The 13,823-nt window shown below is 60.1% G+C and carries 15 protein-coding genes; 14 read left to right on the top strand and 1 reads right to left on the bottom strand.

The window, feature by feature from the left end:
• The 14 genes from ACFWW2_RS19285 to ribD all read left to right on the top strand — a co-directional run bounded on the left by ACFWW2_RS19285 (position 1) and on the right by ribD (position 13,403).
• Entirely contained in the window at positions 1-264 is a 264-nt protein-coding gene (locus ACFWW2_RS19285) for a sarcosine oxidase subunit delta (RefSeq protein ID WP_393930790.1), read from the top strand.
• Positions 261-3,167: a sarcosine oxidase subunit alpha family protein gene (locus ACFWW2_RS19290; protein ID WP_393930792.1), complete on the top strand. Its 2,907-nt coding sequence runs from the start codon at positions 261-263 to the stop codon at positions 3,165-3,167. The genes ACFWW2_RS19285 and ACFWW2_RS19290 overlap by 4 nt, the downstream gene beginning before the upstream one ends.
• Complete coding sequence (locus ACFWW2_RS19295; RefSeq protein ID WP_393930794.1) at positions 3,160-3,702, top strand: sarcosine oxidase subunit gamma; 543 nt, start codon at positions 3,160-3,162, stop codon at positions 3,700-3,702. Before ACFWW2_RS19290 ends, ACFWW2_RS19295 begins: the two co-directional genes overlap by 8 nt.
• Before the next feature lie 81 nt (positions 3,703-3,783).
• A complete protein-coding gene (gene dnaG / locus ACFWW2_RS19300; protein ID WP_393931457.1) occupies positions 3,784-5,751 on the top strand; it encodes a DNA primase in 1,968 nt (655 codons plus the stop codon).
• A gap of 131 nt (positions 5,752-5,882) precedes the next feature.
• Positions 5,883-7,868, top strand: coding sequence for an RNA polymerase sigma factor RpoD (gene rpoD / locus ACFWW2_RS19305; protein ID WP_393930796.1), 1,986 nt, complete (start codon positions 5,883-5,885; stop codon positions 7,866-7,868).
• A gap of 17 nt (positions 7,869-7,885) precedes the next feature.
• Positions 7,886-8,266 (top strand): hypothetical protein, encoded by a 381-nt coding sequence (locus tag ACFWW2_RS19310; RefSeq protein WP_393930799.1) that lies wholly within the window; start codon positions 7,886-7,888, stop codon positions 8,264-8,266.
• Positions 8,267-8,304: 38 nt separating this feature from the next.
• Positions 8,305-8,580, top strand: coding sequence for an HlyU family transcriptional regulator (locus tag ACFWW2_RS19315; RefSeq protein ID WP_393930801.1), 276 nt, complete (start codon positions 8,305-8,307; stop codon positions 8,578-8,580).
• 160 nt (positions 8,581-8,740) lie between these two features.
• Positions 8,741-8,902 (top strand): hypothetical protein, encoded by a 162-nt coding sequence (locus ACFWW2_RS19320; RefSeq protein WP_393930803.1) that lies wholly within the window; start codon positions 8,741-8,743, stop codon positions 8,900-8,902.
• A 118-nt stretch (positions 8,903-9,020) separates the two neighbouring features.
• Complete coding sequence (locus ACFWW2_RS19325) at positions 9,021-9,263, top strand: hypothetical protein (RefSeq protein ID WP_393930805.1); 243 nt, start codon at positions 9,021-9,023, stop codon at positions 9,261-9,263.
• Between the two features lie 165 nt (positions 9,264-9,428).
• Positions 9,429-9,653, top strand: a complete 225-nt coding sequence (locus tag ACFWW2_RS19330; RefSeq protein WP_393930807.1) for a hypothetical protein — start codon at positions 9,429-9,431, stop codon at positions 9,651-9,653.
• Positions 9,654-9,672: 19 nt separating this feature from the next.
• On the top strand, positions 9,673-10,077 hold the full coding sequence (locus tag ACFWW2_RS19335) for a secondary thiamine-phosphate synthase enzyme YjbQ (protein ID WP_393930809.1): 405 nt from the start codon (positions 9,673-9,675) through the stop codon (positions 10,075-10,077).
• A 58-nt stretch (positions 10,078-10,135) separates the two neighbouring features.
• Positions 10,136-11,680 carry a tetratricopeptide repeat-containing sulfotransferase family protein gene (locus ACFWW2_RS19340; RefSeq protein WP_393930811.1) on the top strand — a complete coding sequence of 515 codons (1,545 nt, stop codon included), beginning with the start codon at positions 10,136-10,138 and terminating at the stop codon, positions 11,678-11,680.
• A gap of 155 nt (positions 11,681-11,835) precedes the next feature.
• On the top strand, positions 11,836-12,306 hold the full coding sequence (gene nrdR / locus ACFWW2_RS19345; RefSeq protein WP_393930813.1) for a transcriptional regulator NrdR: 471 nt from the start codon (positions 11,836-11,838) through the stop codon (positions 12,304-12,306).
• Positions 12,303-13,403 carry a bifunctional diaminohydroxyphosphoribosylaminopyrimidine deaminase/5-amino-6-(5-phosphoribosylamino)uracil reductase RibD gene (gene ribD, locus ACFWW2_RS19350; RefSeq protein ID WP_393930815.1) on the top strand — a complete coding sequence of 367 codons (1,101 nt, stop codon included), beginning with the start codon at positions 12,303-12,305 and terminating at the stop codon, positions 13,401-13,403. Before nrdR ends, ribD begins: the two co-directional genes overlap by 4 nt.
• Before the next feature lie 16 nt (positions 13,404-13,419).
• On the opposite strand, the gene ACFWW2_RS19355 is transcribed toward ribD, so the two are convergent.
• The gene (locus tag ACFWW2_RS19355; protein WP_393930817.1) at positions 13,420-13,821 is read right to left on the bottom strand and encodes an NUDIX domain-containing protein; all 402 of its coding nucleotides are present in this window, start codon (positions 13,819-13,821) and stop codon (positions 13,420-13,422) included.
• Between the last annotated feature and the right edge of the window lie 2 nt (positions 13,822-13,823).

Here is a 13,823-nt window from a genome sequence, read left to right on the forward strand (position 1 = left end):
ATGCGGATCAACTGCCCCAATTGCGGCGAACGTGACCGGCGCGAGTTTTATTACCAAGGGGATGCCCTCGCGCTCACCCGTCCTGCACCTGATGCGGGACCTCTTGCCTGGGATGATTACCTGCACAACCGCGATAACCCGGCTGGCGAGACCAACGACCTTTGGTTTCACGAAGGTGGCTGTGGGGCCTGGATCGTGGTTGAACGCAACACGGTGACTCATGCGGTTCACGGCACAACACTGGCCCACAAGGTCAAAAGATGAGGCTGCAATCCCCTGAAAAGACGGTGTATTTCACCTTTGACGGCCAGCGCTATCAGGGCGTGCCGGGCGAGCCTGTATCTGCAGCCCTGCTCGCCAACGGTGTCAAACTGGTCGCCCGGTCTTTCAAATACCACCGCCCCCGCGGGATCATGTCCGCCGGATCGGAAGAGCAGAACGCATTGGTCACCGTGGGACGCGGGGCACAAGCCGAACCCAATATACGGGCGACGACGCTTGAGGTGTCAGAAGGGCTGGAGGTGTTCAGCCAGAACGCCTGGCCAAGCCTGAAATACGATGTGATGGCGGTGAACGACCTGATCTCACCCTTTCTGGGGGCCGGGTTCTACTACAAAACCTTCATGTGGCCGAAATCCTTCTGGGAAAAGCTTTATGAACCCGTGATCCGCCGCGCAGCAGGGCTTGGCGGCCTCAGCGGGAAAAGCAACGAAGACCACTACGAAAAGGCATTCGCCTTTTGCGATGTGCTGATCATCGGCGGCGGGCCTGCCGGGCTGATGGCGGCACTGACTGCGGGGCGGGCCGGAGCCGATGTCATCCTCACCGACGAAGATACCGCCATGGGCGGGCGGCTTTTGCGCGAAGTTGAGGATATCGAAGGACAGCCCGGCGCTGAATGGGCAGCGGATGCGGTGGCGGAATTGTCCGCCATGGACAACGTGCGCCTGATGACCCGCACAACGGTGACTGGCGCCTATGATCAGGGCACCTTTGGCGCATTGGAAAGGATCGCTGGCCCATGCCGCGCTGACAAACCGCTGGAATGCTTCTGGCGGATCGTGGCCAAGCGGTCGATCCTGTGTGCTGGCGCGCTCGAACGTCCCATCGCCTTTCCCGACAACGACCGCCCCGGCATCATGATGGCCAGCGCTGTGCGGGCTTATGTCAATCGCTGGGGCGTGGCCCCGGGCAAATCGGTGACGATCTTTGCCAACAATGACGATGCGCACCGGACCGCTCATGATCTGGCCGCGGCCGGTATCCGCATCGCGGCCCTGATCGACAGCCGCGACAACGTGCAAATTGATGGAGATTTCCCGATCTATACTGGTGGCACCGTGACAGCCACCAAGGGACGCCATGCACTTGAAAGCATCACGATTTCCCATTCCGGCGGCACCCGTGATATCCGCACCGACTGCCTCGCCATGTCTGGTGGCTGGAATCCGACAGTCCACCTGACCTGCCACATGAACGAGCGACCCACATGGCGCGAGGATATCGCGAGCTTTGTACCAACCCCGGACAGCATCCCCGGCATGGTCGCCGCCGGGGCCTGTAACGGCAGCTTCAGCACTGCGGCCTGCCTGCAAGAAGGGGCGGATATCGCTGCCGTTGTCGCAACGGACCTTGGGTTGAAACCCAAGGTGACGGTGCCCGTGGCCGATGACAGCACCTGCCGGATCAGCCCGCTTTGGGCGGTCCCGGGCAAGGGGCGCAAATGGATCGATTTCCAGAACGATGTGCATGTGAAGGACATCAAACTGGCCGCGCAGGAAAACTTCCGCTCGGTCGAACACATGAAACGCTACACGACGCAGGGCATGGCGCCGGATCAAGGCAAGTCATCCAACGTGGTCGCCCTGGCGGTGCTGGCCGACGCCACTGGACGGGGCATTCCCGACACTGGCACCACCACCTTCCGCCCGCCCTTTGTGCCGGTCTCAATCGCCGCGATGGGCGCGGGCAGCCAAGGCAAGGGCTTTGCGCCGCAACGGATGACCACATCGCACAAGGCCACGGTCGCGCGCGGCGCACCGATGATCGAGGCCGGTCTGTGGTACCGCCCCAGCTATTTCCCGGCACCGGGTGAAACCACCTGGCGGCAGTCTTGCGACCGCGAGGTGGGGTTCGTGCGCAACGCGGTCGGCGTCTGCGATGTCTCCACCCTGGGTGAGATCGACATTCAGGGGCCGGATGCAGCGGCATTGCTCGATTTCGTTTACTGCAACACGTTTTCCACGCTGAAGGTGGGGCGTGTCCGGTACGGGCTGATGCTGCGCGAAGACGGGCATGTGATGGATGATGGCACCACCGCGCGGCTGGGTGAACAGCATTTCGTGATGACCACCACCACCGCCGCTGCTGGTCAGGTGATGCGGCATCTGGAATTCGTGCTGCAGGCGCTGCGGCCCGATCTGGATGCGCGGGTGATTTCCGTGACCGAACAATGGGCGCAGTTTGCGGTAGCCGGGCCGCGCAGCCGTGACTTGTTGAATTCGCTTCTGGCTCACGAGCTGACCCATACTGTCTGGCCTTTCATGTCCTGTGGCGACGTCACCGTCGCTGGTGTGCCCGGTCGCCTGTTCCGCATCTCGTTTTCCGGCGAACACGCTTATGAGGTCGCCGTGCCGTCCCGCTATGGCGAAAGCCTGTTCCGGCTGCTGACGGCACAGGCCGAAATGCTGGGCGGCGGGCCTTATGGGATGGAGGCGCTGAATGTCTTACGCATCGAAAAAGGGTTCATCACCCATGCGGAAATTCACGGGCGCACGACAGCCTTTGATATCGGGATGGACCGCATGGTCAGCCTCAAGAAGGACTGCATCGGGCAGGCCGCCTCGCGCAGATCGGGGCTGCTGGATGAGGACCGCGAACAATTGGTCGGGCTGAAACCGGTAGGGGCGGTCAAGCAACTGACTGCCGGGGCGCACCTGTTTGAAAAAGACGCAGAGGCGGTACGGATCAACAGCCAAGGCTACACGACATCCGTCTGCTATTCACCGACGCTGGAAACAAATCTGGCGCTCGCCTTTTTGCAGCAGGGCCGGGCCCGACATGGCGAAGTGATAGAAATGGTTGATCATTTGCGCGGGCTGACCGCACAGGTCGAGGTTTGCGACCCTGTGTTCTTTGATCCAGAGGGAGGGCGCGCCCGTGGTTAAGCTTTTGCCTCTCACGCCCTGCGCAGGCCTTTTGCCGCTGGAAATCGGTGGCATCACCGTGACCGAAGTCGCGCTGGAACGGATCTATTCGGTAGCGCCACTGGCAGGCAAAACCATGGCCACGTCCACGGCTTTGAAGGAACAAATCGGCCTGGGCCTGTCCGCCCCAAACCGAGCCACCAGCAACCGCAGCGCGCGGATGCAGTGGTTTGGACATCGCACATGGCTGGTGACTGCCGCGGTCGATCTGGATGAGCTGGCCGCCGTGACCGATCAGTCCGATGCCTGGGCCATCATACGCATTGAAGGGGCGGATGTTGAGGATGTGCTGGCGCGGCTCGTGCCGATTGATCTGCGCGCGGCGACGTTCAAGAACGGCCACACGGCCCGCACGATGTTGGGACATATGTCCGTTGCGATCACACGGGTCGGCGGGCAGGTGTTTGAGGTTATGGCGATGCGGTCCATGGCGGGCACATTGGTGCATGAGCTTGAGGTTGCGATGCGTGGTGTGGCGGCACGCTCAAATTTCTAGAAATTTGAGGCCTCCGGCGGGAGTATTTTTGGAAGAAAGAAGATGGTGGAGCTTACCCGCCGCTTCCGCGATAATGCCCGCATGAGTCTGCCCCCCGGTTTCCTAGATGAATTGCGCAACCGTCTGTCCCTTGGGCAGGTCGTCGGGCGCAAGGTCATGTGGGACACCCGCAGGTCCAATCAGGGCAAGGGGGATCTCTGGGCGCCATGCCCGTTCCATCAGGAAAAGACCGCCAGCTTCCATGTCGATGACCGAAAAGGCTTTTACTATTGCTTCGGCTGTCACGCCAAAGGCGATGCCATTTCCTTTGTCCGTGAAACCGAAAATGTGGATTTCATGGAGGCCGTCAAAATCCTTGCGGCAGAGGCCGGGATGCCGGTGCCGGAACGTGATCCGCAGGCACAGCAGAAGGCCGATAGGCGCACCCAACTGACAGACGTGATGGAGCAGGCGGTCAAATGGCATCGGCTCCAGTTGCAGACCGGTGCCGCGGCAGAGGCGCGCGACTATCTTGAACGGCGCGGCCTCAGCACTGACACGCAAGCGCGCTGGGAAATCGGATTTGCGCCTGCGGGTGGAGGCGTGCTGGCGGCGCTCACCGGCAAGGGCGTCGAACAGAAACACGTCATCGAAGCAGGGCTCGCCGCCGAAAGCGACCGAGGCGGTGAACCTTACGACAGGTTCCGTGGCCGGATCATGTTCCCCATCCGCGATGCGCGGGGGCGGGCCATCGGCTTTGGCGGGCGGGCGATGGACCCGAACCATCCGGCCAAGTATTACAACTCCCCCGAAACACCGCTTTTCGACAAGGGGCGCAGTCTTTACAACCACGGACCGGCGCGCGAGGCGGCGGGCAAAGGCAAGCCCCTGATTGTCGCCGAAGGCTACATGGACGTCATCGCCCTGTCAGAGGCCGGGTTCACCGCCACGGTGGCCCCGCTGGGGACAGCCATTACCGAGGACCAGTTGCGCCTGCTCTGGCGGATGGCGGATGAACCGATCATCGCGCTTGATGGCGATACGGCGGGTCTGCGGGCGGCCATGCGGGTGATCGACATTGCCCTGCCGCTGCTGGAGGCGGGCAAATCCCTGCGTTTTGCACTGATGCCAGAAGGTCTGGACCCCGATGATGTGCTCAAGGCCCAAGGGGCCAGCGCCATGCAAAAACTGCTCGATGCGGCGATGCCCATGGTGCAGTTGCTTTGGCAGCGCGAGACGGAAGGCAAGGCATTCGACAGCCCCGAACGTAAGGCCGCGCTCGACAAGACCCTGCGCGACAAGATCAAGCTTATCGCCGATCCGTCAATCCGCAGCCATTATGGACAGGCGATCAAGGACATGCGCTGGGCGCTGTTCAGCAATCGCAAACCGACAGCACGAAAGACGAGCCAAAGAGGGGGCTGGACCAGCAGGCAGGATCCTTGGAAACGCGATATCAGCCCGGTGGCGACCAGCAAAAGCTCGGCCCTTGGGGCAGGGGGCGCGCATGAGGATTATCTGCGCGAGGCTGTTATCCTTGCCACGCTGATTACATCGCCTCATGTTGCGACCGAATTCGAAACCGCGCTGGAACAGATGGACAGCGGTGACCCGACCCACCGCGATATCCAACGCTGCCTGCTGCGGCATCTTGGCGCAGAGGACCTGCGCACTGCTGTGATTGCTGATCTGGGCGAAGCGCCCCTTGAAAAGCTGATGAACCAGAACCATGTGGCCATCAGCCCCGCCATTCGCCGCGCGGGGGATGATGAAGTAGCGCGTTTCTGTCTGGCCGAAGAATTCGCCAAACTGACCACGCGCCGGGGACAGGCACGGGAAATCGAAGATGCTGTGGAAGACTTGAACGGCTTGCCTGACGAGGGTCTGACATGGCGACTGGCGCAGGCCTCGGCAGCGGTGGACCGGGCAGGGCGCGGCAACAACGAGGATCGTGCCGAATACGAAGTGGGCGAGAATGGCGCACGAATCAAAAAGGACGAGCGTAGCGCGTTTGATAACCTTCTTGATCAGATCGACTTTGCCAAAGGGCACAAGCGCTCTAACTCTTAGGTCAGGCAACAGACTTTAAAAACAAGGCGCGAACTGCTTGCGAATCACCCCGATGCAGGGTTGATTCGATATTAACCGAATCAGCCGAATCATATCGGCGTCAAAACGACGATTTTGAAAGGGCCCTCTGCATGGCTGCCAAAGACAACGACGATCGCAAGGACGGGGACCAGGACGGCGATATCAGCCTTGATATGAGCCAGACTGCGGTCAAGAAGATGATCGCCGATGCGCGCGAACGGGGCTACATCACCTACGATCAGTTGAACGCGGTTCTGCCGCCGGAACAGGTTTCGTCTGACCAGATCGAAGACGTGATGTCGATGCTGTCCGAAATGGGCATCCAGGTCACCGAGGAAGAAGAAAGCGAAGAGGCCGAGGACGACACCAAAGGTGGCACAGAAGTCGCGACCGTTGCCGGGTCGCGTGAAGTCACCCTTGGCGGTGCAGAGGCTGAAAAGCTGGATCGTACCGACGATCCGGTGCGCATGTATCTGCGCGAAATGGGGTCGGTCGAACTGCTATCCCGTGAAGGCGAGATTGCGATCGCCAAACGGATCGAGGCTGGCCGCAACACCATGATCCTGGGGCTTTGCGAAAGCCCACTGACATTCCAGGCGATCACGATCTGGCGCGACGAACTTCTGTCCGAGGACATCCTGCTGCGCGATGTGATCGACCTTGAAACCACATTCGGTAACCAGCTTGGCGAAGATGGTGAGGAAAATGTGGTGGCCGCACCGGTTGCTGGCGCAGCACCTGCCGAAAAGGAAGAAACAGAAGAGCTCGACGCCGATGGCAACCCGATTGCCAAGGATGATGATGACGATGACGACGATCAGGCCAACATGTCATTGGCCGCGATGGAGGCCGCGCTGAAGCCACGCGTGCTGGACACGCTCGAAATCATTGCCCGCGATTTTGCCAACCTGTCCGATATGCAAGACGCGCGGATGTCCGCGACGCTGAACGAGGATTCGTCGTTCTCCTCCAAGCAGGAAGACAAATATCAGGCGCTGCGGTCCGAGATTGTGGAACTTGTGAACTCGCTTCACCTGCATAACAACCGGATCGAGGCGCTGATCGACCAGCTTTACGGGATCAACCGTCGCATCATGTCCATCGACAGCGCCATGGTGAAACTGGCCGATCAGGCCCGCATCAACCGCCGCGAATTCATTGATGCCTATCGCGGCCGTGAACTGGACCCGAACTGGCTTGACGAAATGTCCGAAAAGTCCGGGCGCGGCTGGCAGATGCTGATGGAGAAGTCCACCGGCAAGATCGAAGAACTGCGCAGCGACATGGCGCAGGTCGGCCAGTATGTCGGCGTCGACATCACCGAATTCCGCCGCATTGTCCAGCAGGTCCAGAAGGGCGAAAAAGAAGCGCGGCAAGCGAAAAAGGAAATGGTCGAGGCGAACTTGCGTCTCGTGATCTCCATCGCCAAGAAATACACCAACCGTGGCCTGCAGTTCCTTGACCTGATTCAGGAAGGCAATATCGGCCTGATGAAGGCGGTTGATAAATTCGAATACCGCCGCGGCTACAAATTCTCGACCTATGCGACATGGTGGATCCGTCAGGCGATCACCCGGTCCATCGCCGACCAGGCCCGCACGATCCGTATCCCGGTCCACATGATCGAAACGATCAACAAACTGGTCCGCACCGGCCGCCAGATGCTGCACGAAATCGGCCGCGAACCGACGCCAGAGGAATTGGCAGAAAAACTGCAAATGCCGCTGGAAAAGGTCCGCAAGGTGATGAAGATCGCCAAAGAGCCGATTTCGCTCGAAACGCCGATTGGCGACGAGGAAGACAGCCAGCTCGGCGACTTCATCGAAGACAAGAACGCCATCCTGCCGCTCGACTCAGCCATTCAGGAAAACCTGAAAGAGACCACAACGCGCGTGCTTGCCTCCCTGACACCGCGTGAGGAACGAGTCCTGCGCATGCGCTTCGGCATCGGGATGAATACCGACCACACACTGGAAGAGGTGGGGCAGCAGTTCAGCGTCACGCGCGAACGGATCCGCCAGATCGAGGCGAAGGCGCTGCGCAAGCTCAAGCACCCCAGCCGGTCACGCAAGCTGCGATCGTTCTTGGATCAGTGATCATCAATCCGACGCAGATGATCAGCGCCGCACTTGTGGCGCTTGTCCCGACACTCGGATCGGCACAGGAAGCACCTTCGCTGGTCGTTTCGGGCGACGGGCACGCCTACAATGTGACATGCAATGAAAACGGTTTCGTCCTGACCTCGCTCTACCCCGTCTTTCGTTTCATCGAAAACGGTGCATCTTCGTCAATCGAAGATGGGATCGAAACGATTTATCTGGGCAAATCCTGCGATGCATTCCCCGAAACCTTCGGTACCGGGGTATGGGGCCGGGCCAATGGTGGCTTCATCGCAACCTTCGACCGGTTTTCAATCGGTTTCCCGCGGCAGGAACCCTACTGCCCGAATGACGATGCAGCTGGATTTGACCTCGCCAAAGACTGTCCGCTGTAATCGCGCCCGTAAGACCTGAAACTGGAAAGGTAACAGCCATGTCACTTCTTTCCCGACTCTTTGGTGGTAACGACGGCTCCAAACGGTCTGAACCGGCCGAAACCTATAAGGGCATGCAGATTTATGCAGAGCCGCAGCGCGAGGGTGGTACCTATCGGCTGGCGGCGCGTATCGCCCATGAGATCGATGGCGAAATTCGCGAACACCACCTGATCCGGGCGGATACATTCCAGAGTATTGAAGACGCCAAGGCCGCATCCCTGGCCAAAGCCAAGCAGATGATCGACGAACAAGGCATCCGTCTTTTCGATTGATGCATCACCGCTATTCATCTGCGGCCTGAGGATGTGGTCCGCGACGCGAGTGCAAAACGGCACGTAAAAACACCGGATTGATCAATATCAAGATGGGTCTGACGGTGCCGCATAGTCTGTTCCGCGAACCAATAGCGACGCAACAGAAAGAGTTCCGATGATGAAGCATCTAATCCTGACCCTCAGCATAGCAATTGCATTTATCCTCGCCGGATGCGCAGAAACCGGGCGTTATCCTGTTTCGGGCGAAGAGTGCGGCCCCAATGATCCGGTGCTGAGCCTTGACGCAAGCGACTGCGTTGCCGTTCCCGCGGGGATCTAAAGGCGCGAGGCGGATCGCGCTGACATCATATGTATTTACGAACACGTGATATTCGATGACAGCAGATTGATCGGGAACTGATCCGCACCCAGATAGTTGGACAGAAAAGGAAACTTTGATGTCCAAACTGTCTCTCGCACTCGCCACAGCAATGGTGACAATTTCGCTCGCTCCTGCGGCGCAAGCCTACAGCACGGAGCCCCCTTACACTGTCACGCAGGTCGCGATGATTGAGGCAGGATTGCCTGAGGCTGGCGAAATCTGCGAGCAGCCCATGCAGCCGGAATTGGTCGCAGCTTTGGGATTGCCTAAGGTAGTGGCTGACTCGGATCAGACAGAACTGGCATGTGCTGCCAAGTAGGTATGTGCACATTGTGCGTTCCGGCACAGACCGGACCGCTGGTAAATGCTCCATTAACCTTGTGTTCATAATTCCGCACAGCTTTCGGACAAATCGACTATTCTTTTGTTCAGATAAGCGCGGTTTTTGAATCATCCGTTCGGGATTTTGGTTGAAGGTAGTGTGATGTTAAATGTGTTCCGATTGACGGTCATGGTTTTTGCAACCTTGACCTTTACGCAGGCGGCCAGCGCCTACGGCGTTGAGCCGACAGCAGATGTGACGAAACAGGAAAAGGCCAGCGATGTGCGCGTCGCTGATGCCTGTACGCCGCGTTTATCTCCGCGCATGGCAGCAGCACTTGGCTTGCCGATCCTGTCACCTATTGCCCGGGGTTGCGGCCACAGCTGAAACCGCCCAGAAATACGAAATGCAAACGCGTTTCGACATCTCCACGACGGGCCCTGGCCTTTATGAATTCACCGCCGATGTGACCCGTTGGGTGCAGGGAACTGGGCTGCTCACGCTGTTTATACAGCACACATCGGCCAGCCTCGTCATCCAGGAAAACGCTGATCCTGAGGTGCAGACAGACCTGCAAAACTACTTTGCCCGTCTGGTGCCACCCACCACCGATCCGTCTATGGCCTATCTGACGCACACGTACGAAGGTCCCGATGACATGCCTGCCCACATCAAGGCGGCATTACTTCCAACCCATCTCAGTATCCCCGTCATAAACGGCACGCTCGCCCTCGGCACATGGCAGGGCATTTACCTTTTTGAACACCGCGATCGCGCACATCAGCGCAAGGTGATTGGATATCTGGCCTGACCTCTGTTCACCGCTGCCGTCCCAGCCTATAGCTTCGGCCATGCACAAAGGGGGCACCATGCTGGACAAAGCGCTCACGCTCGCCAGGTCAGGCCGCATCGCAGAGGCAGAAGCGGCCTATGCCAAGCTGCTGGCGGCCAAGAAACCCCGCCCGCAGGTTCTGCAAGCTGCGGTCCTGTTTCATCTGCGCTACAGCCGGAAATTTCGCAAAGCCCTGCCGCTTGTGGCAGCCCTGGTCAGGGCACGGCCCGAACAGGCCAGCGCCCATGCGCTTGCCGCCGAATCCCTCGCCAACACGGGCCAGCTACCTGCCGCCCAAAAGCACGCGGCAAAAGCCGTCGCACTCGCGCCGGACGACCCTGATATCAGATACGCCGCCGCCTTCACCGCCCTGCAACGCAACGCCTTCGCCGATGCGCTGACCCATATCGACCACGCCCTGACGATCCGACCGGACCATCGGCCATCGCAATTGCAGAAAGGCTGGGCGCTGCTGGGTCAGGGCGATGCGGATCAGGCGGCAGAACTGTGCCGCACGCTCTGGGCCGAAACGCCTGATGATATCAACCTGCTCGGGCTTTACGTCGACGCGACTAAGGCGGGCGCCGATGACCCGATCTTTGCGCATATGCGTGACATACTGCTGCCGCGCTACACCACGATTGGCGGTCCGCCACTGGCCCATCTGCTCAAACTTATGGGCAAGGTCTATAACGACCACGGCGACTATGACGCGGCTTTTGACGCGTTCACACGGGCCAAAGCGGCCGCACCGCTCAAATACGATGCCAAAGCCTATGCCGGTTTTGTCACCGGCCTGCGCCGGGATATCTCGCGCGCGGATTACTTCGGCAAAGGGGCGGGCGATGACCGCCCGGTGCTGATCGTCGGCATGCCGCGCAGCGGGTCAACGCTGGTCGAACAGATCCTTGCCAGCCATCCACAGGTCGCCAGCATCGGCGAAAGCCCCAATCTGCACCGGATCATCCAACAAGTCGGCGTGCGCCGCGGCCACGGTGGCGATATGGTGCGAGCGATCAAGCAGATGCCCCCGGATGCGGCCAAGCGCATGGCGCAGACCTATATCCGCCAAATGGGGTACGCCGGTGCCGCCCGCATCATCGACAAATCCCTGCATAACTTTGAACTGCTCGGTTTCTTCGCCGCTATGCTGCCCAAGGCGCGGATCATCCATGTTCTGCGCGACCCGATGGACACCTGCGTGTCCTGCTACATGCAAAACCTGTCGGCCTGGCACACATATACCCAAAGCCTCGATACGCTGGGCCATGCCTATGTCCACTACCGGCAATTGATGGATCACTGGGCAGTGGCACTGCCCAACCCAATCCTGACAGTGCACTATGAACAGGTCGTGGAGGATCTGGAAGGGCAGGCGCGGCGGATGGTTGATTTCCTCGGGCTCGACTGGGACCCGGCCTGCCTTGATTTCCAGACCGGGGGCCAACACAGCCGAACGCTCTCAGCCCGGCAGGTCCGCGAGCCGCTTCATACCACATCCATGCAGCGCTGGCGGCGATATGATGCGCATCTCGGGCCGCTCAAGAAACACTTGTTGCGATTCTATCCCGACGGGCTTTGACAACCCTGGTAACTCCAAGAGTGAGTCCTGCGCGCCACGCCAATGGTCCCTCATCTAGCGGCGCAAAATGCCCACTACCCAAAACCTGCGCATGTTCCTATAGTGCCTGTGGATAAATGGGGCGTAGACCCCAGAAATAGAGACAAGGACAGGATATGCGTTGCCCTTTTTGCGGAAATGTTGACACCCAGGTCAAAGATTCACGGCCCGCCGAAGACCATGTTGCGATCCGCAGACGCCGCTTTTGCCCGGCCTGTGGTGGCCGGTTCACCACTTACGAACGGGTGCAGTTGCGCGATCTTGTGGTGATCAAATCCAATGGCCGGCGCGAGGATTTCGACCGGCCCAAATTGGAACGCTCGATCCGGATCGCCTTGCAGAAACGGCCCGTCGAACCAGAACGCATGGATCAGATGATCAGCGGCATCGTGCGGCGCTTGGAAAGCATGGGTGAAACCGATATTCCATCGGGCACAATTGGTGAGATCGTGATGGAAAGCCTGGCCCGGATCGACACTGTCGCCTATGTGCGTTTTGCCAGCGTTTACAAGAACTTCCAGGCGGCAGACGATTTCGACAAATTCGTCAGCGAGTTGCGCCCGGACGCGTCAAAAGACAGCGAGTGAGCCAAAGTCGCGACGCCCGCCATATGGCGCTTGCCCTGTCGCTGGGGCGGCGCGGGATGGGGCGTGTCTGGCCCAATCCGGCGGTCGGTTGCGTCATCGTCAGGGATGGGCGCATCATCGGGCGCGGCCACACCGCCGATGGCGGCAGACCCCATGCGGAAACGGCCGCACTGGCGCAGGCCGGAGGTGCCGCCGCCGGGGCAACGGCCTATGTCACGCTTGAACCCTGCGCCCATCACGGACAGACACCGCCGTGTGCGCAGGCGCTGATTGATGCGCAGGTTGCCCGCGTCGTCATCGCCACTGGCGATCCCGACCCGCGGGTGGCGGGGCGGGGCATCGCAATGCTGCGTGCGGCGGGGATCACCGTTGCCACCGGCGTGCTGGAAGATCAGGCGCGCCGCGATCACGCGGGTTTCCTGCATCGGGTCACCGCCAACCGGCCATACGTGACGTTGAAGCTGGCAGGCACGCTTGACGGGCGGATCGCCACAGCATCGGGCGAAAGCCAATGGATCACAGGGCCCGAAGCACGGCGCGCCGTCCACATGATGCGGGCCCGCCATGACGCGGTCATGGTCGGGGCAGGGACAGTGCGGGCCGATGACCCGTCTCTGACGGTGCGCGGCATGGGGATTACACGGCAGCCGGTAAGGGTTGTGATCTCGCGCGCGATGAAAGTACCGGCCACCACCCAACTCGCCCGAACAGCACAAGACATACCTGTCTGGCTGTGCCACGGGGCAGAGGCGGACGTGACCAACTGGACCGAAAAGGGGGCGGTCAGCCTGCCCTGTCCGATAGAGGCGGGTCAGGTCGATCCATGGGCCGCACTGGGCTCGCTGGCCGCACAGGGCATCACCCGCGTTTTCTGCGAAGGGGGCGGGATGCTCGCCGCCTCGCTGCTCTCGGCTGATCTGGTCGACGAACTGGTCGTTTTCACCGCAGGCATGGCCATCGGGGCTGAAGGCACGCCGGCACTCGCGGCCATGGGCATCGACCGGCTGGCCGCCGCACCGCGTTTCAGCCTTGATCACGTCCGCCCGGTCGGCACCGATATCATGCACCGATGGGTGCGGCAGCCCACCGAGACCTAAGATCTGCCACAGCCCCTTAGTCCGGGTGCAATGCAGCAAACAGATCAAAATACGCGTTCAGAGCCAGATCAGGCATCTGCGCAGCATCCTTTAGATTGACCCAACGCAACGCGCTATGCTCGTTGCCAAGGTTTTGTGGCTCACGGTCCCACTCACGAATGACGAAGAAATGGAATTTCACTGTGCTTCGCTGTTCACTGGCCTCAGCGCCGCAGCTATGTTGGTGGTTTGCCGATACGATGCTGACGCCGATCTCTTCCAGCAACTCTCGTCGCAGTGCCATCAACAGTGTCTCTCCTGGTTCCACATGACCGCCGGGGAAGCTCCAGGTATTGGGATAGTTCCGACGTGATGCGGTGCGTCGCGCCATCAAGACGTATCCTTCTCGCAGCAGAATACCATTAACGATATCAGTCATAA

Origin of the sequence: Yoonia sp. R2-816 (assembly GCF_046762905.1) — a bacterium.
GTDB lineage: Bacteria > Pseudomonadota > Alphaproteobacteria > Rhodobacterales > Rhodobacteraceae > Yoonia.